This window comes from Gellertiella hungarica (assembly GCF_014197145.1).
In the GTDB taxonomy this organism is placed as follows: Bacteria; Pseudomonadota; Alphaproteobacteria; order Rhizobiales; family Rhizobiaceae; genus Gellertiella; species Gellertiella hungarica.
Genome location: NZ_JACIEZ010000004.1, coordinates 112471 through 132273 on the forward strand (window position 1 = coordinate 112471; position 19803 = coordinate 132273).

Genomic DNA, 19803 nt, shown 5'->3' on the forward strand with positions numbered 1-19803 from the left:
CGCAACCCCGCGTCCAGATACGTTTCCGGGCCTTTTGCACGTCCTGACCTGTTTTTGAAACGGGCAGGCAATGCCGGTTCCGGGAGAGATGACAGAAAGGACCACTTGATGGTCAGCTTTGGCGGCCTCGCCCGCAAACTGTTCGGCTCTGCGAATGATCGCCGTGTCCGCTCCTACCAGCCGAAAGTCCAGGCCATCGGCGCCCTGGAAGCGGCGATGCAGAAACTCTCCGACGACGAACTTGCTGGCAAGACCGCCGAGTTCCGTCAGATGATCGCCGAAGGCAAGACGATCGACGATCTGCTCGTGCCGGCTTTCGCAGTGGTCCGGGAAGCCTCGCGGCGCGTCCTCAAGATGCGGCCGTTCGATGTGCAGCTGATCGGCGGCATGATCCTGAATGACAATTCCATCGCGGAAATGAAGACCGGCGAAGGCAAAACCCTTGTGGCGACCTTGCCGGTCTATCTGAACGCCCTGGCAGGCAAGGGCGTGCATGTTGTCACCGTGAACGACTACCTCGCGCGCCGTGACGCGGCGACCATGGGACGCCTCTATGGCTTTCTCGGACTGACCACCGGTGTCATCGTCCATGGACTCAGCGACGAGGAACGCCGCGCCGCCTACGCCTGCGACATTACCTACGCCACCAACAACGAACTGGGCTTCGATTATCTTCGTGACAACATGAAGTATGACCGTACCCAGATGGTTCAGCGCGGCCATAACTACGCCATCGTCGACGAAGTCGATTCCATTCTGGTCGACGAGGCGCGGACGCCGCTGATCATCTCGGGCCCTCTCGACGACCGGTCGGACCTTTACACCACGATCGATGCCTTCATTCCGCGCCTCAGCCCGGAAGATTACGAAATCGACGAAAAGCAGCGGTCGGCGAATTTCTCCGAAGCCGGTACCGAGAAGCTTGAAAAGATGCTGCGGGAAGCCGGGCTTCTGAAGGGCAACGCTCTTTACGACGTCGAAAACGTCGCGATCGTGCACCATGTGAACAACGCCCTCAAGGCGCACAAGCTGTTCCAGCGCGACAAGGACTACATCGTGCGGAACGATGAAGTCGTGATCATCGACGAGTTCACGGGCCGCATGATGCCGGGACGCCGCTACTCGGATGGTCAGCATCAGGCGCTCGAAGCAAAGGAAAAGGTGACGATCCAGCCGGAGAACCAGACCCTGGCTTCGATCACCTTCCAGAATTACTTCCGCATGTATGACAAGCTGGCCGGCATGACCGGTACGGCGGCGACGGAAGCGGAAGAATTCTCCAACATCTACGGCCTCGACGTCGTGGAGGTTCCTACGAACCTCCCGATCAAGCGTATCGACGACCACGACGAAGTCTACCGAACCGCCGAAGAAAAGTATCAGGCGATCATCACCGAGATAAAGGCAGCCCACGAGAAGGGCCAGCCCGTTCTCGTCGGTACCACCTCGATCGAGAAATCCGAGCTTCTGGCCACGCTTCTGAAACAGGCGGGTTTCCAGAACTTCCAGGTTCTCAACGCGCGCTATCATGAACAGGAAGCCTATATCGTCAGCCAGGCCGGTGTTCCCGGTGCGGTGACGATCGCGACGAACATGGCCGGTCGCGGGACGGACATCCAGCTCGGCGGCAACCTCGAGATGCGCCTCGAGCGCGAGCTCGAGGGCATGGAGCCGGGACCGGAGCGAGACGCCCGGGAAGCGGCGGTCGTCGCCGAAGTCAAGGCGCTGAAGGAGAAGGCACTGGCGGCCGGCGGTCTCTACGTCATCGCCTCTGAACGTCACGAAAGCCGCCGTATCGACAACCAGCTGCGTGGCCGATCCGGCCGTCAGGGCGACCCTGGCCGGTCGAAGTTCTATCTGTCGCTGCAAGACGATCTGATGCGCATCTTCGGGTCGGATCGCATGGACGGCATGCTGCAGAAGCTGGGTCTGAAGGAAGGCGAGGCTATCGTCCATCCCTGGATCAACAAGGCGCTCGAGCGCGCACAGAAGAAGGTCGAGGCACGCAACTTCGACATCCGCAAGAACCTTCTGAAATATGACGACGTGCTCAACGACCAGCGCAAGGTCATCTTCGAGCAGCGCATCGAACTGATGGACGCGCCCAGCATCTCCGAATATGTCGCCGACATGCGCCATGACGTGGTCAACGAAATGGTCGTGCAGCACATTCCCGAGCGCGCCTATGCCGAGCAATGGGATGCCAAGGGCCTCAAGGCCGCCGTGCAGCAGACGCTGAACCTGGACCTGCCTGTCGAAGAGTGGGTCAAGGAAGAAGGCATCGCCGAAGACGATATCCGCGCCCGCCTGGCCGAGGCCGCCGACAAGGCGGCAGCCGAAAAGGCCGAGCGCTTCGGACCCGAGGTGATGACTTACGTGGAGCGGCAGGTTGTCCTTCAGACGCTGGATCACCTGTGGCGGGAGCATATCGTCAATCTCGACCACCTGCGTTCGGTCATCGGCTTCCGCGGCTACGCGCAGCGGGATCCGCTGCAGGAATACAAGGCGGAAGCCTTCGAGCTGTTCCAGTCGCTCCTCAACAATCTCCGCAGCGCGGTGGTAAGCCAGCTGATGCGCGTGGAGATCATGCGCCAGCCCGCCGAACAGCCCCCGCTGCCGGACATGGAAGCGCACCATATCGACGCCTCCACGGGCGAGGACGAGTTTGGCTCACGCGATCGGTCGCAGTTCCTCGCCGAAGAGGCGACGGTAGCGCCGGAAAACCGGGATCCGAACGACCCCTCTACCTGGGGCCGGGTAAGTCGCAATGAGCCCTGCCCCTGTGGCTCCGGCCAGAAGTACAAGCATTGTCACGGCGCATTCGCCTGACACCAAGAACGAACCCTGAAAACCCTCCCTCGCGGAGGGTTTTTGCTTTTGCTTCACATTAATCTGAAGGCAGGCCCTCCAAGCCCTCGCGATGCACCGATTCTTAACCGTAAACGGGCAGGATCGTGCGTGTTTTCGAGGATCGCGGGTACTGCGTTGTGATCACTGCGCTCATCAATACGGCGGAACGGTTTCTTCCGTCGTCCCTGCGGCCAGTCGCAGCGGGCGCGGTTCGGCGCGCCTGCAGGATTGCTACCGACCGGGGAGAGCATGCCGCTGCGCAGCGTATGGCTCTGATCGCCTTTGCCATCCGCATCCTCAGTGCCGCGATCGCGTTTATCTCGCAGATTATCCAGGCGCGGATCATGGGCGAGTTCGAGTACGGCATCTTCGTGTTCGTCTGGGTCCTTACCGTCCTGATCGGCAATCTGTCCTGTCTCGGTTTTCACTCCGTGATCGTACGCTTTCTGCCCCTCTACAGAACGGAGGGCGCACATGGTTCTTTGTTCGGGATCGCTGTCACCGCGCGCGTGTTCTCCATGCTGATGGCCACGCTGATCGCGGGCATTGGATTGGGCACGCTCTATCTGTTCGGCAGCATGGTCGAAGCCTATTACATGACGCCCGTCTTTCTGGCGCTCTTCATCTTGCCGATGATCGCGCTCGGAGACGTTCTCGACGGAACGGCCCGGGCAAACAGCTGGCCCTTCGCTGCCCTGACACCGACATTCATCATTCGGCCGACCCTGATCCTCGTCTTCATGGTCCTTGCGGTTCATGCCGGTTACAGACCGACCGCCGAGACCGCGATCCTTGCCGCTCTCGCAGCGACATATGTGACGAGTGTCGGGCAGTTCCTGACCGTGTCCACCAGGATGCGCAGGCGATATCCGGCCGTGCCGCGCAGCTACAGCCTCGGCGCATGGCTGCGGGTGGCACTGCCCATTTTCTTCGTGGAGGGGTTCGGCTATCTGCTTACCAATGCGGATGTGGTCATTGTCGGCCTCTATCTGGAGCCCTCGGAGGTTGCCGTGTATTTCGCGGCGGCGAAAACGATGGCTCTGGTGCAGTTCGTGTTCTTCTCGGTCAAGGCTGCGGCGGCGCCCCGGTTCTCCACGCTGGTGGCCGAGGGCGACCGCATGGGCCTGGCACGCTTTGCAGGAGAAATGGCGCGCTGGGGTTTCTGGCCCTCGCTTGCGGTGGGCGCGATGATGCTGGTGGCGGGACATCTCCTTCTGTCCCTGTTCGGCCCCGGATTTTCGGCGGGATATCCGCTGATGGTGATCCTTTTCGCAGGCTACCTCGCAAAATCGGCGGTAGGACCTGGCGAGGTCCTGCTCACGATGGCAGGGAAGCAGCAACTCTGCGCATGGCTTTATGCCGGCGTTCTGGTCGCCAATCTGCTGCTGAACATGATCCTGATTCCACGTTTCGGTCTGGCTGGCGCGGCCGCTGCTGCTGCCGGGGCGATGATCATTGAAGCCATCTTTCTTCACCTGACGGTGCGCAAGACGCTCGGGATTGTCCTGTTTGTCTTTGCTGATCCGATGGGTGCCGCGCATCCGCAGAAAGTGTCGTGAACATGCCGCAATTTCCTCCCTCGTCCCTCAACAGCCCCGACAGCTCCGCCAACCGGATACTCGGCGGACTGGCTGGCGTCGAGAGCTCGCTGCCGACACCGGAGCTTCAAATCCAGGCGGCGGCACCGGGCCTGGAACTCTGCCTTTATCCAGCGCGTGCCGGATATCACCTGCAGGATGAAATGGACCGGCTGAGCAACCGGGCGATGGAACCCAACGTCTTCTTCACGGGGCGTTTTCTTGCGCCGGCCATGCCGCGGCTCGAGGAAAAGCAGGTCCGTCTGGCCATTCTCCGCGATACCAGCCGGAACAGAAGCCGGGCGCGGATTTTGTTGCCCTATTCCATCGAGCGTCCCGGTTTCTCCATTGGCGCGCCGATATTCAGAGTGTGGGCCAATCACTACGGTCCGCTGGGGACACCCCTCGTGGATGCGGAAGAAGCGGCGCATTCCATCGACACGCTCATGGACGTGCTCGCCCGACCCGAATGCGGTCTGCCCTCGGTCATGGTTCTGCCCGATGTCCGGCTGGGAGGAAATTTCGTGCAGCTTGCAAAGGCGGTTGCGATCAGTCGGAACCTGCCGGTCGCTGTCACGGGCAGCTATATGAGACCCACACTGGAAAGCTACGACGACGGCCCGACCTACCTCCGCAAGACGATTTCCAGCCACCACCTGCACGAAATGCGCCGGCAGAGGAATCACCTCTCCGCCTTGGGCCGTCTCAGCTACGAGGTAGCGCGACAGCCGGCCGATGTACGCGTACGAATGGAGGAATTCCTTGCTCTGGAGGCGCGTGGCTGGAAGGGCACGAAGCGCACTGCCATGGTGCTGGATCGCTACAGGGCAGCCTTTGCCCGCGAGGCGATCACCAATCTGGCGGAGAGCGATGCAGTTCGCATTCACACTCTCGATCTCAATGGCCGTGCGGTCGCAACGATGATCGTGTTCATCGTGTCAGGCGAGGCTTATACTTGGAAGACCGCTTACGACGAGGCCTATGCGAAATACTCTCCCGGCAAGCTGCTGATGGAAAATCTCACGGAATGGCACCTCGATGATGCCAATATCGTGCGAACGGATAGCTGCGCGGTTCCGGACCATCCGATCATGGCGCGCTTCTGGCGGGAACGGGAGGAAATGGGCACGCTCGTCATCGGCCTCAGGCAGAACAGCGACCGTGACGTGCGGCAGGTGACGGCACAGCTGCACCTTTACCGCAACACGCGCAACATGGCGCGCATGTTGCGCCAGAAGATCCTGTCGCTGGCGGGGCGCTGAGCCCCCGCCAGAAAGTTATGAAAGCGCCGGTCAGCCGATCCGGGTGGCCTTGAGACGCTCCTCGTCAAGTACCACCCCCAGCCCCGGCGCCTCGCCGAGTTCCAGCCAACCGTCGCGGTGACGAAGCGGAGATGCCATCGGATAATCGCGGCGGTCTTCCGACCATTCCGGGTTGTCATAGGGATACTCGAGGAAGGGCGCATCCCCTGCCCCGGCCGTAAGATGGGCGTTGGCGAGGACGCCGATCCCGTTCGTCCAGCTGTGCGGTGTGAAGAGGATGCCTGCCTCGCGGGCCTGATAGGCAAGACGGCGGCAGCCGGTGATCCCGCCGACCAGCGCCACGTCCGGCTGGATCACGTCGAAGGCACGCTCCTCGATGATATCCCGGAACTCGTAGAGCTCGCGCGTCATCTCGCCCCCGGCAATGCGGATATCGGTCGTTTCGCGCAGCGCCTTCATGCCCTTGCGGTCGGAGCGGTGCAGCGGCTCCTCCATCCAGTAGACGCCGAGCCGTTCAAGCTCGCGGGCAACCGTCAGCGCATCCTTGTAGGTCCAGGAGAGATTGGTATCCCAGGGCATTCGCCAACCCTGATTGCAGTCCACCATCAGTTCCAGGCGGTCGCCGACGCGGGCGCGTACAGCTTCGAGCGCCTTCACGTCTTCCCGCCAGCCATTGCGGCCGCCGGAAGACGAGGTGAAGCGCACCTTCATCGCCGGGAAGCCTTCGGCGATGTAGCGCTCAGCCTGATCGGCCATGGCGGAGGGATCACGCAGCACGCCGGAAGAGGCGTAGAGCCGCACACGGTCCGCACGGCCTCCGAGCATGCGCCAGACCGGCTCGCCGGTAACCTTGCCCGCCAGATCCCAAAGCGCGAGGTCCATCGGCCAGCACCGGCCATAATGGAAGTTGATGTGGGAAAGCACCTCGTAATGCCGCTCCAGATGGCGCGGGTCCTGGCCGATGAAGAGTTCCTCATGGCCTTCGAAGCCCTTCATCAGATCGCCGGAGCCGATCCCCTCCCGCCCTTCGTCATCGCGCACCCGCACGATGGTGGCATCGAACTGGCGACGCGGACGCCCGTCCCAGCTTGCCTTGAAGGGCGGATCGAGCGGCAGGCGATGATGGGTGATCTCGATTGCGGTTATCTTGCTCATGTCCGCGCCGCCTCAGTTGAACTGCTGCCAGATGGTCTTGTAGTCGCAATATTTGTCGACTGCATGGACCGAACGGTCGCGGCCGAAGCCGGACTGCTTGAAGCCACCGAAGGGTGTGGCGAAGTTGGACATGTCATAGGTGTTGACCCACACCGTTCCCGCATGGATCGCTTCGGAGACCCGGTGAGCCCGATCCATGTTGGTGGTGAATACCGCACCGGCGAGACCATAGATCGTGTCGTTGGCGATCTTCAGCGCTTCCTCTTCCGTTTCGAAGGGAATGGACACGAGAACAGGCCCGAAGATTTCCTGGCGTGCAATGCGCATGTCGTTGGTGGCATCGACGAAGACGCCGGGCGAGACGTAGAAACCACCGGTCTCGGAGAGCGCCCTCTCGGCCCCGAAGGCGCGACGTGCGCCTTCCTTTTCGCCATCCGCGATCATGCCAAGCACCTTCTTCATGTGCCCTTCCTCGATCAGGGCACCGATTGCCGCATCCGGCTCGAAGGGATGGTTGAGGGTGATGCCGGCAGTCACCTCGCGAATCTTCTCGACGAGCTTATCCTGGATCGAGCGATGGACGATCAGGCGGGTCGATGCATGGCAGGTTTCACCGGAATTGTAGAAGCATCCCCACGCAGCTGCGGAGGCGGCCGCGTCAAGGTCCGCATCGTCGAAGACGATGATCGGCGACTTGCCGCCGAGCTCCAGCGCAACTCGCTTCAGGTTGGATTGAGCGGCATAACCCATGATCAGCTTGCCGACTTCGGTCGAACCGGTGAAGGCGATCATGTCCACGTCCATGTGCAGTGCGAGCGGCTTGCCCGTTTCCTCGCCATAACCGACGACGACGTTGAACACGCCATCGGGAAGCCCCGCTTCCTTTGCCAGCGCTGCAAGCTTGAGCGCGGAGAGGGAGGATTGCTCCGCGGGCTTTAGCACCACGGAATTGCCCGCCGCGAGCGCCGGTCCAAGCTTCCAGCCGTCGATGATCATGGGATAGTTCCACGGCGTGATCGCGCCGATGACGCCGAGCGGCACCTTGCGCACCAGAGCGCGCGCCTTCGGACCGGTGGGCGCGATCTCGTCATACATCTTGTCGATCATCTCGGCATAATACTGAATGCCGTCGGCGCAGAGCCGCACATCGACGGTCAGCGAAGCCATCACCGGCTTGCCCACATCGAGTGTTTCCAGCATGGCAAGTTCCTCGCCATTGGAGCGGATGAGCTCCGCCCATTTCAGCATGATCTTCTTGCGCTCGAGCGGTTCCTTGTGGCGCCAGACACCGCTTTCGAAGCTCGCGCGTGCGGCCTTGACGGCAAGATCGATATCCGCAGCCGTTCCACGGGCAAGCGCCGTCCCCGGTTTCCCGTCCATCGGGCGCGGGCGGACAAAACTCTCTCCGGAAACGGATGCCACGAAGGCACCGTTGATGAAATGGCGGCCTTCGATCTGAAGGTCGGCGCCCAGCTTTTCCCAGTAGGCGCGGCTATATTCCTTGCTCATGCAAACCTCTTCTTGGTCTCTGGCCTGCCAGGTCTCGTCGGGGTCGGCAGGCTGTCATTCCGGTCAATCGATCATCCGGGCTCAGGCCCGCGGCAGCGCCATCATGTCGGCAGCCATGCGGTCGACATCCGCATCGCTCACCTCGCGCACCGTGGAGCGGCGCATGGGCTGGTTTTCAGGTGCCTTCATCTCGCGCGCGAGATCCTCTGCCGTCAGGCCTGCAAATGCTGCCGGCAGCCGGCGTTCGAAACCGCAGCGATCCATCCAGGCTGTAATCAGCGCGGGCAACGAGGCTGCATCCGCAGCTCCACAAGCCTTTGCAGCGGCCTGAAGCTCGGGCGTGTTCGCACCGACAAGCCAGGGAAGGGTTTGTTCGAAGCCAAGCGCCGTTGCGAGGCCATGGTGAACGGGTCCAAGGCCCGCCAGCGCATGGCTGATGTTATGGGCAATCGCGGTCCCGCAATTGTCGATCGCCACGCCCGCATAGCAGGAGCCGAGCAGCACCGCACCGCGTGCCTCCAGATTGTCGGGCTCCCGGATGGCCGTCTCGAGATGGGCGACCAGCAGCTCCATCGCGCGGTGGCCGTAGAACTGACCGCCGGCATGGGTGTTGCGGTTCGTGGAGGCCTCGAAGGCATGCACGAAGGCATCGAGACCGCACCAGGCGGTGAGATTGGCCGGGAGAGACGTGGTAAGCGCCGGATCGAGGATTACCAGATCGGCCTTGGTTTCCGCGCCCCAGACCCAGAGCTTCTTGCCGTCCGGACCGGCAAAAATGCAGGTGGCGGAGGTTTCCGAACCCGTGCCCGCCGTGGTGGGAACGAGGATTTTCTTCAGCGCATTCTTTGGCAGGGGATTGGCAGCCAGCGCGTAATGCATCGGGTTTTCGCCGGAGGCCGCGCAGCAGGCGGCAACCTTGGCAATATCGAGCGCCGATCCGCCGCCGATGCCGATCACGACATCCGCTCCACGCGCCGCCTCGCTTGCCGCTTCCACATGCGCAAGCTTCGGCTCGCCGGAAAAGCCCGAATAGACAACAGCTTCCGCACCACCGGCCTTAAGTTCGGCCATCAGACGGTTGCCCAGACCGGAGGCTGCGAGAAACCCGTCCATGACGATGGCGGTCTTGCCACCTTCAGACATGGCAAGTGCTGCCGCAGCGATCTGGTCCGCCGCGCCGGGAGCGAAGCGGATTTCGGGAATGAAGGATGTCGAGAATTGCATGGTCTGTCTCTTCTGCGTTTGGCTGCGCGGAGAGTGCATCACAATTTCAGTTATTCAAATAGGTTCTTTTCTCGGCTATATTCATGATCTCAGATCATGGAGGTGCTTCTTGGGGTCCGCGCTTCTCGACCATATTCCGCTCGAAGCCTTTCGGGTCTTCGATTCCGCCTGCCGCCATATGAATTTCAGCCGGGCAGGGCGAGAGCTGAACATCACCCAGGCGGCGGTCAGCCGTCGGATCAAGCTTCTGGAAGAAGAACTCGGCGCCCCGCTCTTCACACGAAAGGGCAAGAACCTTGCTCTCACACCCTCCGGCGAACGCCTGTCCATTCGCATCCGCTCGACGCTCGAATATCTGGAAGAAAGCCTCGAACCTTTTCGCAGCGCCCGCTCGGAGGTGGTGTCACTGGCTGCAAGCGGCTCCGTGTCCCATCTATGGCTGGGGGAGCGGCTCCGTGCCTTCTCGAAAGACAATCCAGCCGTCAGCCTGCGGTTGATGACAACGGACAGTCCGACCGAGCTCGCCTCCGAGAACAACGACCTGGTGATCCTCTACTCGACGGGCGAGCACCCTCGCTGGCACCTGACACTGCTTTTTGCCGAAGATCTGGTTCCGGTTGCCTCTCCAGCCTGTCTCGGCGATCTGCTCACAAGAGCGGCTGACCTTTCAGCGGATGAAATCGCCGCGCTCGGCCTCATCGATTACGAGCGCTTCAATGCCCACTGGATTTCGTTCCGGCAGTGGTTCGGGCGTCTTGGCAATCCTCTGAAGGGGCCGGTTCCCCCACCGCGCTTTTCCTTCTCCACCTATGCTCTGGCCATCAACGCAGCTCTTGCGGGGGATGGGGTAGCGCTTGGCAGCCGGGCACTGATTGCCCGCCATCTGGAGGAAGGACGATTGGTCGCCCTCGGCTCGCAAAGCCTCCATACGGGATTTGGCTACTATCTCGGCCTGCCGCGCGGCCGCGAAGTGGGGCCTGCAGTCAGGGCGCTCCATAATGCGCTTCTGCGGCAGGGGCCGGAATGAAAAAAAAGCGGCCCGGAGGCCGCTTTCATGATCGCATTGCTTGCACCGAAATCAGGCCGGAACGACGATGCCGTTCAGCTGTGTCAGCTCGTTCAGGAACTGCTCGAGCTTAGACTTGTGCTCGTCATTGGAGGCGTTGGCTACATCTGCGCGAGCGGCTTCGATGCGGGCATCGAGAGCGGCCTTGTTCATTTCATTGAGCGGAATGGCCGATTCAGCAAGCAGGGTGCAACCGGTCGGCAGGATATCTGCAAAACCGCCGAACACCACATAGCGGCTGACCTTGCCGGCCGCATCCTTGACCGACACGACGCCCGGCTTGATGGTCGTCATGGTCGGAGCGTGGTTCGCCAGAACGGTCATTTCGCCTTCGGTGGCCGGGATCACCACTTCGCTGACCTTTTCGGACAGAAGCAGCCGCTCCGGAGACACGAGCTCAAAATTGAAATTGTCAGCCATGATGGTTCACTTTCGATTGGTCAAATTCAACACGCCGGAGGCGGCGCGAAAAAGGGCGCGCGGCAGGTACCGCGCGCCTTGTGCCTAGGAAGATCAGGCGGCTTCGGCAGCCAGCTTCTTCGCCTTTTCGATGGCTTCCTCGATGGAGCCGACCATGTAGAAGGCGGCTTCCGGCAGGTGGTCGTACTCGCCGTTGACCAGACCCTTGAAGCCCTTGATGGTGTCTTCGAGAGCAACGAGCTTGCCCGGCGAACCGGTGAAGACTTCGGCCACGAAGAAGGGCTGGGACAGGAAGCGCTCGATCTTGCGGGCGCGGGCCACGGCCAGCTTGTCCTCTTCGGACAGTTCGTCCATGCCGAGGATGGCGATGATGTCCTGGAGGGCCTTGTAGCGCTGCAGGGTCGACTGAACCTTACGGGCCACTTCGTAGTGCTCTTCACCGACAACCATCGGGTCAAGCATGCGCGAGGTGGAGTCGAGCGGGTCCACGGCCGGGTAGATGCCCTTTTCGGCGATCGAACGGGACAGAACCGTCGTTGCGTCCAGGTGGGCGAACGAGGTTGCCGGGGCCGGGTCGGTCAGGTCGTCGGCGGGCACGTAAATGGCCTGAACCGAGGTGATCGAGCCCTTGGTCGTGGTGGTGATGCGTTCCTGCATCGCGCCCATGTCGGTGGCAAGCGTCGGCTGATAGCCCACGGCCGAGGGAATACGGCCGAGAAGTGCCGACACTTCCGAACCAGCCTGGGTGAAGCGGAAGATGTTGTCCACGAAGAACAGAACGTCCTGGCCCTGGTCGCGGAAGTGTTCTGCAACGGTCAGACCGGTCAGAGCGACGCGTGCGCGGGCGCCCGGCGGTTCGTTCATCTGGCCGTATACGAGAGCAGCCTTCGAGCCTGCACCACCGCCGTGCTTGTTCACGCCGGATTCGATCATTTCGTGGTAGAGGTCGTTGCCTTCGCGGGTGCGTTCACCCACGCCTGCGAAGACCGAGTAACCACCGTGCGCCTTGGCGACGTTGTTGATCAGTTCCATGATGAGAACGGTCTTGCCAACGCCTGCACCGCCGAAGAGGCCGATCTTGCCGCCCTTTGCGTAGGGAGCGAGAAGGTCGACGACCTTGATGCCGGTGACGAGGATCTGTGCTTCCGTCGACTGTTCGACATACTCAGGCGCAGCCTGGTGGATCGCACGGCGGGCGGTCGTTGCCAGCGGGCCGGCTTCGTCCACCGGCTCACCGATGACGTTCATGATGCGGCCGAGCGTCTCGTCGCCGACCGGCACCGAGATCGGGGCGCCGGTGTCGACAACTTCCTGACCGCGGACCAGACCTTCGGTCGAGTCCATGGCGATCGTGCGAACGACGTTCTCGCCGAGGTGCTGTGCGACTTCGAGAACCAGACGGTTGCCGAGGTTGTTGGTTTCAAGAGCGTTCAGGATCGGGGGCAGTTCACCGTCGAATGCCACGTCCACAACGGCGCCGATGACCTGCGTCACCTTGCCTGCCGTACCTTTTACCGGGTTAGCCATTTTTCTACCCTTTTCCTTGACCTTTAGAGCGCTTCCGCGCCCGAAATGATTTCAATGAGTTCCTTGGTGATCTGCGCCTGACGCTGGCGGTTGTAGGAGAGCGTCAGCTTGTTGATCATCTCACCGGCATTGCGGGTCGCGTTGTCCATCGCGCTCATCTTGGCGCCCATTTCGCCTGCGACGTTCTCAAGGAGCGCGCGGAAGATCTGGACCGAGATGTTACGCGGGATCAGATCCGAAAGGATCGCGGCCGCGTCGGGCTCATATTCGTAGACGGCGGCGGCAGCGCCCGACGATGCGGTCGTTGCGGCCGGCGCAGCTGCCGGGATGAGCTGGAGCGCGGTCGGCACCTGCGAGATCACCGACTTGAACTCGGAATAGAACAGCGTGCAGACGTCGAATTCACCCTGGTTGAACAGGGCGATCACCCGCCGGCCAATCGCATCGGCATTTTCAAAGCCGATGCGCTTCACGTCACGCAGATCCATGCGCTCGATGATGAGGCTGGCGAATTCGCGCCGAAGGCTGTCGAAGCCCTTCTTGCCCACCGTCAGGATCTTGACCGTCTTGCCTTCAGCCAGAAGCTTGCGGGCATGGTCACGGGCAAGGCGGGAGATCTGCGAGTTGAAACCGCCGCAGAGGCCGCGTTCGGCCGTGCAGACAACGAGCAGATGCACCTTGTCATTGCCGGTACCGGTCATCAGACGCGGAGCGCTGTCGTCGGCACCCACCGCCTGGGCGATGTTTGCGAGAACCGCGCCCATGCGCTGCGAGTAAGGCCGGGCGGCCTCGGCCGCCTCCTGCGCACGCCGAAGCTTCGCCGCGGCGACCATTTTCATCGCCTTGGTGATCTTCTGCGTCGCCTTAACGGAGGCGATCCGGTTTTTCAGATCCTTAAGTGAAGGCATCCGTTATCCGTCCTTGGCTTGAGACCCGATCAGGCGAAAGACTTGGCGAACGAGTCGAGCGCAGCCTTGAGCTTTGCCTTGGTATCGTCGCTGATAGCCTTTTCCGAGCGGATCGTTTCGAGGATCGAAGCTCCTTCGGAGCGGAGGTAGGACAGCAGGCCCTGTTCGAACTTGCCAACCTGGTTCACGGCGATCTTGTCGAGGTAGCCGTTCACGCCAGCGAAGATCACGGCGACCTGCTCTTCCGTCTTCAGCGGCGAGAACTGCGGCTGCTTCAGGAGTTCGGTCAGGCGCGCACCGCGGTTCAGCAGGCGCTGCGTTGCAGCGTCGAGGTCCGAACCGAACTGGGCGAAGGCGGCCATTTCGCGATACTGGGCGAGTTCACCCTTGATCGAGCCGGCAACCTGCTTCATCGCCTTGATCTGGGCCGAGGAGCCCACGCGGGACACCGACAGACCGACGTTCACGGCCGGACGGATGCCCTGGTAGAACAGGTCCGTTTCAAGGAAGATCTGGCCGTCGGTGATCGAGATCACGTTGGTCGGGATGAAGGCCGAAACGTCGTTACCCTGGGTTTCGATGACCGGCAGAGCGGTCAGCGAACCGGCCTTGTTCTCGTCATTGAGCTTTGCAGCGCGCTCGAGAAGGCGGGAATGCAGGTAGAAGACGTCTCCCGGATAGGCTTCGCGGCCCGGCGGACGGCGCAGCAGCAGCGACATCTGGCGGTAGGCGACGGCCTGCTTGGACAGGTCGTCATAGGCGATCAGGGCATGCATGCCGTTATCGCGGAAGTATTCGCCCATGGCGCAGCCGGCGAACGGTGCCAGGAACTGCATCGGTGCCGGGTCGGAAGCGGTCGCGGCAACGACGATCGAGTACTTCAGTGCGCCGCGCTCTTCGAGCACCTTCACGAACTGGGCAACGGTCGAACGCTTCTGGCCGACGGCCACGTAGACGCAGAACAGCTTGTCGTTTTCCGGGCCATTGTCGTGGATCGGCTTCTGGTTCAGGAAGGCATCCAGGATGATGGCGGTCTTGCCGGTCTGACGGTCGCCGATGACGAGCTCGCGCTGGCCACGGCCAACCGGGATGAGCGCGTCGATGGCCTTGAGGCCGGTCGACATCGGCTCATGAACCGACTTGCGCGGGATGATGCCCGGAGCCTTCACGTCCACACGGGCGCGGCGGGTCGCGTTGATCGGACCCTTGCCATCGATCGGGTTGCCGAGCGCGTCGACGACGCGGCCCAGCAGTTCCGGACCGACCGGCACGTCCACGATGGCGCCAGTCCGCTTGACGGTGTCGCCTTCCTTGATGTCGCGGTCCGAACCGAAGATAACGACGCCGACGTTGTCGGCTTCGAGGTTCAGCGCCATGCCACGGATGCCGCCGGGGAATTCCACCATTTCACCTGCCTGGACATTGTCCAGACCGTAAACGCGGGCGATACCGTCACCGACGGAGAGCACCTGGCCGACTTCCGAGACCTCAGCCTCTTTGCCGAAATTTTTGATTTGATCTTTCAGAATTGCGGAAATTTCCGCGGCGCGGATATCCATCAGCCAACCTCTTTCAGTGCAAGCTTAAGGGTAGAGAGTTTGGTGCGAAGCGACGTATCGATCTGGCGCGATCCGACCTTCACGATCAGACCACCGAGGATCGACGGATCAACCGTGACATTCACGGTGACGTCCTTTCCAGTGACGCCCTTCAGCGCCGCCTTCAATTCGCTTTCCTGCGCTGGCGACAGCGCATGAGCCGAGGTGACCTCGGCGGAAACTTCGCCCCGGTGACGGGCGGCAATCACCCGGTAGGAACGGATCATGCCCTGGAGGGCAAAGAGACGGCGGTTGCCGGCAACCACCTTCAGGAAATTGGTGACCAGCGCACCGAGGCCGGCCTTGCCGGCCAGCGCCACCAGTGCCTTCGTCTGGTCCTCGGCCGTGAAGACCGGGCTTTCCACCAGACGCTTCAGGTCGGTGCTCTCGTCGAGCATGGCCTGAAGGCTGTCCAGATCCTTGCCGGTTTCGGCAACGGAGCCGGCCTCGAGCGCGAGCTCGAACAGCGAGGAAGCATAGCGTTCTGCGACGCCAGAATTCAGCTGGGATGTGTCTGCCACGGCCCCAAATTTCCCTGATTTTGATCCAGGAATCCGACCACCCCTGAGGGCCTGTCGTATCGCCTTGAAATCGCTTCAATTTTCCCCAAGAAAGACAAGATTGCTTTCTTGCGCTTTCCGTAATTCGCGGTCCGTCTAGCATAGGAGATCAGGACTCGCAACACGCGTGAAGCATTCAAATGGCCGAAAGCGCCCTTTCGGCCGGCATTTTCAGGGCAGACAGCCTGCGCCGAACCGCCTTCCTTCGGATCTCGGCATTTCCCGGCATTCAGATAATTCCGAAGAAATAGCCCAGGGCGATCCCACTCAAAACGATTTGTACAACTAGAAATATATAATTGCGGACGGTTGTCCCCCGGTCTGAGAGTATGGATACTATGCGCGCAAAAGCCGCAAGACCGTATGCCGTCCCCAGAGCGAAATAGACGAAAGGCTGAGCCACAAGAATGGCGGCAAGACCCAACCCGGCATAGAAGCCGCCAAGGGAGGAACGGGTTTCCGAGTAGGGGGCGGTTGATCCGTCCGGCAAGGCGAATCCGAGGATGCGGAGAGAAAATCCGGGAGCGAAAAGCATCATGAGGCCCAGAAGCACCGTGAAGGCCGCGGCACCGAAGGCGAGTTGTTCCCCGGTCTCCACCGGAAGCGCGAATTCCATTTCATTCCCCCAACGATTAAGGCGCAAATCAACGCCTTATGCCATGCAGGGCTATGAAATGGAATTCAGCCGTTCTTCAACAGCGAACTTCCGGTCTTTCTAGAGGAAGCTCTGCGGATCGATGTCGAGCTGGACATGAACAGACCCCCGTTCCCTGGGGCCGGCAGCGATCATTGCCTTGAGAAAGCCCTGCATGTCGCTCGAGCGCTGTCCGTGTACGAGGAGGCGGAAGCGATGGCGCCCGCGAACAAGGGCAAGCGGCGCCTCTGCAGGACCCAGAACGGTAATCCCTTGTGTGGATGGAGCGGCAAGGCGCAAGGCTCTTGCATGCGCCTCCGCATCGTTCCTCGTGTCGGCGGATACGATGATCGAGGCGAGGCGTCCGAAGGGCGGCAAATGAGCCCGCTCCCGCTCGGCGATCTCCCGTTCATAAAAAGCATGCGCGTCGCCAGATACGATGGCCTGCATCACCGGGTGTTGCGGCTGATAGGTCTGAAGCAGGCCATGACTCTTCAGACCGGATCGGCCGGCCCGGCCCGTGACCTGGGACAAAAGCTGGAAAGTGCGCTCGGCAGCACGCGGGTCTCCGTTCGCAAGACCGAGATCGGCATCGACGATTCCCACCAGCGACATCAGCGGAAAATTATGGCCCTTGGCCACGAGCTGCGTTCCGATGACGATATCCGCTTCGCCCTTGGCGATGGCATCCAGTTCCAACCGGAGCCGCTTCACACCCCCGAGGATATCGGACGACAGAACGATCGTACGCGCATCCGGGAAGTGACGTTCCACCTCCTCCGCGATCCGTTCCACCCCCGGTCCGCATGCCACAAGATGGTCGAATGTGCCGCATTCGGGGCAGCATTCGGGGGTTCTTTCGGCATAACCACACTGGTGGCACTGGATCTGCCCGCGAAAGCGGTGCTCTACCAGCCAGCTGGAGCATTGCGGGCACTGGAAGCGATGACCGCATACGCGGCAGAGCGTCAGGGGGGCATAGCCCCTTCGATTGAGAAAGAGCAGAGCCTGCTCTCCCTTGGCAACCGTCTTGCCGATGGCGCGCAGCAGAACCGGAGACAGGAAACCGCCCCGTTCCGGCGGATGCCGCCGCATGTCTATCAGATGAAGATCGGGCAGGGCTGCATCGCCGAAGCGCACGGGCAGATGGATCGGCCGGTAGCGGCCGGAGAGCCCGTTCACCTGGCTTTCGACGGAGGGCGTGGCTGATACCAGCACCACGGGGAAGCGCCCGATATGGCCGCGGACAACCGCCATGTCGCGCGCATTGTAAAAGACCCGATCCTCCTGCTTGTAGGCAGGATCGTGCTCTTCGTCGACAATGATGAGGCCGAGGTCGTCGAAAGGCAGGAAGAGAGCGGAGCGCGCGCCTGCCACCACGCGCACGTCGCCTGTCGCGGCCTGCCTCCAGACACGTTCGCGCGTTTTCGGTGCGAGATCAGAATGCCATTCCGCCGGCTTTGCACCGAAGCGGCTCTCGAAGCGCTCCAGAAAGCTCGCCGTCAGCGCGATCTCGGGCAGGAGGATAAGCACTTGCCGGCCTTGCCTCAAGGTTTCGGCGATCGCCTCGAAATAGACCTCTGTCTTGCCGGAACCCGTGATGCCATCCATGAGCGAAACGGAGAATTTTAGTGCCCGTACCTCGGCCAGAAGCTCGGCCGCGGCCTCGGCCTGCGCGCCTTCGAGACGGGACGCGCCGTGATCCGGGTCCGGCAAGGGAACAACAGGCGGCGGCGGGATGAACACGGTTTCGAAAACGCCTTGCGCCGTCATGCCGTCGATGACGCTGGAGGATACGCCAGCGGCATGGGCAAGCCCGGATCGGGTCCAGGAAAGGCCGTCCCGGGCAAGGTCCAGCACGCGCGTGCGCGCGGCCGTCATTCGCTCGGGCAAGATTCCGGAGTAGCGGAGCCCCTCGACCATCGGCTCGGGGTCAAAGCCCGCCGGCGCCCTGAGGGCCATGCGGGCCACCAGCCCCGGCGGTGACAGGGTGTAGGTGGAGACCCAGTCCAGAAAGCGCCGGTGCTCCTCCTTGAGCGGAGGGCAATCAAACACTTTGGTAATTGGCCGCAGCTTCTTGGGGTCCACGGCCTCGTCTTCGGCACCGTCCCACACGACACCGAAAACCTGGCGCGGACCAAGTGGCACCTGGACGACAGAGCCCGGCTCGACATGCATTTCGTCGGGAACGGCATAGGAATAGGGCCGCGGGGCAGGCATCGGCACGAGAACCGGCACAACGCGCCCGGCACGGCGAGCAGGCCCGCCGAAGAGATCCGTCGTGACGTCGCTCACGTTTCGCTCCTGCTGCCATCAAGACGGAGGCCGGATATCCTGGTTTCGCCCTCCTGCTTGAATACATGGCTGGGTTTGCAACCGGCAAGCCGAGAGATTTCCTCTGCAAGGCCTGCCGAATGGGTGACCACCCATACCTGGGTCTTCTCGGCCGCCCTCGCAATCAGGGCCGCAAGCGGAGGGATCATGCCGGGATGCAGGCTTGTTTCCGGTTCGTTGAGGGCCACCAGCGGGGGCAGGCGATAGGAAAGCAGCGCACCGCAGAGCGCGAGAAACCGAAGCTGCCCGTCGGACAGTTCACGAGCGGAAAACTCCCTCTCCGGAAAATCCGGCAGGCGGAAGCCGAAGGTCGCCTCCATAATCGGAGGCGGAATGACGAGACGTGCGCCCTGAAGGGCATCTGCGACGGCTCTGTCGAGTTCATGGCGATCTTCCGCGACATGGGCAAGGGTCGCAAAGACGGCTGCCAGGTTAGAACCGTCTTCAGCGAGTGCAGGAGCAACGGCCGCAAGAGCAGCCCCGCGCAAGGGCGATTGGGAATCGGTGCGAAACCCGTGATAGAAACGCCAACGCCCGACCACCCGCCGGAAGAGGGCAATTTCGGGGCTCCGGCCCTCGTCGGCCAGGATTCCGAGCGCGGTTTCTGATGGCAGCACTTCACCTTCGTAGTTCGAAAGACTTCCGGAGGCATCCCTCAGGCGAACATTCGCCCGGTCCCGGATCAGGACCGGCACAGGTCGTGTTCCCACGGTGACGGTTAGTTCCTCTTCCTTGACGTGGGGCTCATGCAGGAAACCCGCCGATACAGGTGGCGGAATGCCGATCTCCAGCCGATAGCGGAAATCGGTCGCGGTTTCGTCGTCCCGAAGCTCTGCCTCTATGCGGATACGGCGCTTCTCTCCCTTCAACATGCGGCCGCTCCAGAGGGCGGACCCCATTCCGCCTTCCAGCAGGATATCCTCAGCCAGCGTGTTGGCCGCCGCACCCCTTAAAAGTCGCAGTGCATTGTAAAGGTTCGACTTGCCGGCACCGTTTGGTCCGCAAAAGACGTCGATGGTGCCGAGATCCATCCGGATCGCGCGCAGCGAGCGATAGCGGTGAACGGCAAACGAATGGAGACGCATGCCACCTCCTAGCGTGATTCCGTGCGTTTCCCAAGACCAAACAGTACATAACAAGAACCCTGCGCTGTTTGCTTAGCAATTCGCTAACCCTGGC

General features: G+C 61.8%; 15 protein-coding genes. 4 read left to right on the plus strand and 11 right to left on the minus strand.

The window, feature by feature from the left end; genetic code table 11:
* Positions 1-108: 108 nt before the first annotated feature.
* The 3 genes from secA (at position 109) to GGR23_RS11875 (ending at position 5689) form a co-directional block, all read left to right on the plus strand.
* Positions 109-2829 carry a preprotein translocase subunit SecA gene (secA, locus tag GGR23_RS11865; RefSeq protein WP_183366498.1) on the plus strand — a complete coding sequence of 907 codons (2721 nt, stop codon included), beginning with the start codon at positions 109-111 and terminating at the stop codon, positions 2827-2829.
* Between the two features lie 125 nt (positions 2830-2954).
* A complete protein-coding gene (locus GGR23_RS11870; protein ID WP_183366499.1) occupies positions 2955-4409 on the plus strand; it encodes an oligosaccharide flippase family protein in 1455 nt (484 codons plus the stop codon).
* A gap of 2 nt (positions 4410-4411) precedes the next feature.
* Positions 4412-5689, plus strand: coding sequence for a GNAT family N-acetyltransferase (locus GGR23_RS11875; protein WP_183366500.1), 1278 nt, complete (start codon positions 4412-4414; stop codon positions 5687-5689).
* A 30-nt stretch (positions 5690-5719) separates the two neighbouring features.
* On the opposite strand, the gene GGR23_RS11880 is transcribed toward GGR23_RS11875, so the two are convergent.
* The 3 genes from GGR23_RS11880 to GGR23_RS11890 form a co-directional block, all read right to left on the minus strand.
* Positions 5720-6844: a mandelate racemase/muconate lactonizing enzyme family protein gene (locus GGR23_RS11880; RefSeq protein WP_183366501.1), complete on the minus strand. Its 1125-nt coding sequence runs from the start codon at positions 6842-6844 to the stop codon at positions 5720-5722.
* Positions 6845-6856: 12 nt separating this feature from the next.
* Positions 6857-8353: an aldehyde dehydrogenase family protein gene (locus GGR23_RS11885; protein WP_183366502.1), complete on the minus strand. Its 1497-nt coding sequence runs from the start codon at positions 8351-8353 to the stop codon at positions 6857-6859.
* An 81-nt stretch (positions 8354-8434) separates the two neighbouring features.
* On the minus strand, positions 8435-9577 hold the full coding sequence (locus tag GGR23_RS11890; protein ID WP_183366503.1) for an iron-containing alcohol dehydrogenase: 1143 nt from the start codon (positions 9575-9577) through the stop codon (positions 8435-8437).
* A gap of 109 nt (positions 9578-9686) precedes the next feature.
* On the opposite strand from GGR23_RS11890, the gene GGR23_RS11895 reads away from it, so the two are divergent.
* Positions 9687-10604: a LysR substrate-binding domain-containing protein gene (locus tag GGR23_RS11895; protein WP_246365326.1), complete on the plus strand. Its 918-nt coding sequence runs from the start codon at positions 9687-9689 to the stop codon at positions 10602-10604.
* 51 nt (positions 10605-10655) lie between these two features.
* Here the strand turns inward: GGR23_RS11895 and GGR23_RS11900 are convergent, their stop codons facing one another.
* From GGR23_RS11900 to GGR23_RS11935, 8 genes are all read right to left on the minus strand, one after another.
* The gene (locus GGR23_RS11900; protein ID WP_183366504.1) at positions 10656-11063 is read right to left on the minus strand and encodes a F0F1 ATP synthase subunit epsilon; all 408 of its coding nucleotides are present in this window, start codon (positions 11061-11063) and stop codon (positions 10656-10658) included.
* Between the two features lie 93 nt (positions 11064-11156).
* Entirely contained in the window at positions 11157-12590 is a 1434-nt protein-coding gene (gene atpD / locus GGR23_RS11905) for a F0F1 ATP synthase subunit beta (RefSeq protein WP_183366505.1), read from the minus strand.
* Between the two features lie 23 nt (positions 12591-12613).
* Entirely contained in the window at positions 12614-13498 is an 885-nt protein-coding gene (locus tag GGR23_RS11910; RefSeq protein WP_183366506.1) for a F0F1 ATP synthase subunit gamma, read from the minus strand.
* Between the two features lie 29 nt (positions 13499-13527).
* Positions 13528-15057 carry a F0F1 ATP synthase subunit alpha gene (gene atpA, locus GGR23_RS11915; RefSeq protein WP_183366507.1) on the minus strand — a complete coding sequence of 510 codons (1530 nt, stop codon included), beginning with the start codon at positions 15055-15057 and terminating at the stop codon, positions 13528-13530.
* Positions 15057-15617 (minus strand): F0F1 ATP synthase subunit delta, encoded by a 561-nt coding sequence (locus GGR23_RS11920; protein WP_183366508.1) that lies wholly within the window; start codon positions 15615-15617, stop codon positions 15057-15059. The genes atpA and GGR23_RS11920 overlap by 1 nt, the downstream gene beginning before the upstream one ends.
* Before the next feature lie 268 nt (positions 15618-15885).
* Positions 15886-16272, minus strand: a complete 387-nt coding sequence (locus tag GGR23_RS11925) for an AGROH133_08824 family phage infection protein (protein WP_183366509.1) — start codon at positions 16270-16272, stop codon at positions 15886-15888.
* Positions 16273-16371: 99 nt separating this feature from the next.
* Positions 16372-18585 carry a primosomal protein N' gene (locus GGR23_RS11930; protein ID WP_183366510.1) on the minus strand — a complete coding sequence of 738 codons (2214 nt, stop codon included), beginning with the start codon at positions 18583-18585 and terminating at the stop codon, positions 16372-16374.
* The gene (locus GGR23_RS11935; RefSeq protein ID WP_183366511.1) at positions 18582-19709 is read right to left on the minus strand and encodes an AAA family ATPase; all 1128 of its coding nucleotides are present in this window, start codon (positions 19707-19709) and stop codon (positions 18582-18584) included. Before GGR23_RS11935 ends, GGR23_RS11930 begins: the two co-directional genes overlap by 4 nt.
* Between the last annotated feature and the right edge of the window lie 94 nt (positions 19710-19803).

Coding starts and splice junctions, on each gene's coding strand:
- GGR23_RS11880 (WP_183366501.1), bottom strand. CDS start 6,844: ATGAGCAAGATAACCGCAATCGAGATCACCCATCATCGCCTGCCGCTC.
- atpA (WP_183366507.1), bottom strand. CDS start 15,057: ATGGATATCCGCGCCGCGGAAATTTCCGCAATTCTGAAAGATCAAATC.
- GGR23_RS11925 (WP_183366509.1), bottom strand. CDS start 16,272: ATGGAATTCGCGCTTCCGGTGGAGACCGGGGAACAACTCGCCTTCGGT.
- GGR23_RS11875 (WP_183366500.1), top strand. CDS start 4,412: ATGCCGCAATTTCCTCCCTCGTCCCTCAACAGCCCCGACAGCTCCGCC.
- atpD (WP_183366505.1), bottom strand. CDS start 12,590: ATGGCTAACCCGGTAAAAGGTACGGCAGGCAAGGTGACGCAGGTCATC.
- GGR23_RS11890 (WP_183366503.1), bottom strand. CDS start 9,577: ATGCAATTCTCGACATCCTTCATTCCCGAAATCCGCTTCGCTCCCGGC.
- GGR23_RS11885 (WP_183366502.1), bottom strand. CDS start 8,353: ATGAGCAAGGAATATAGCCGCGCCTACTGGGAAAAGCTGGGCGCCGAC.
- GGR23_RS11910 (WP_183366506.1), bottom strand. CDS start 13,498: ATGCCTTCACTTAAGGATCTGAAAAACCGGATCGCCTCCGTTAAGGCG.
- GGR23_RS11900 (WP_183366504.1), bottom strand. CDS start 11,063: ATGGCTGACAATTTCAATTTTGAGCTCGTGTCTCCGGAGCGGCTGCTT.
- GGR23_RS11935 (WP_183366511.1), bottom strand. CDS start 19,709: ATGCGTCTCCATTCGTTTGCCGTTCACCGCTATCGCTCGCTGCGCGCG.
- secA (WP_183366498.1), top strand. CDS start 109: ATGGTCAGCTTTGGCGGCCTCGCCCGCAAACTGTTCGGCTCTGCGAAT.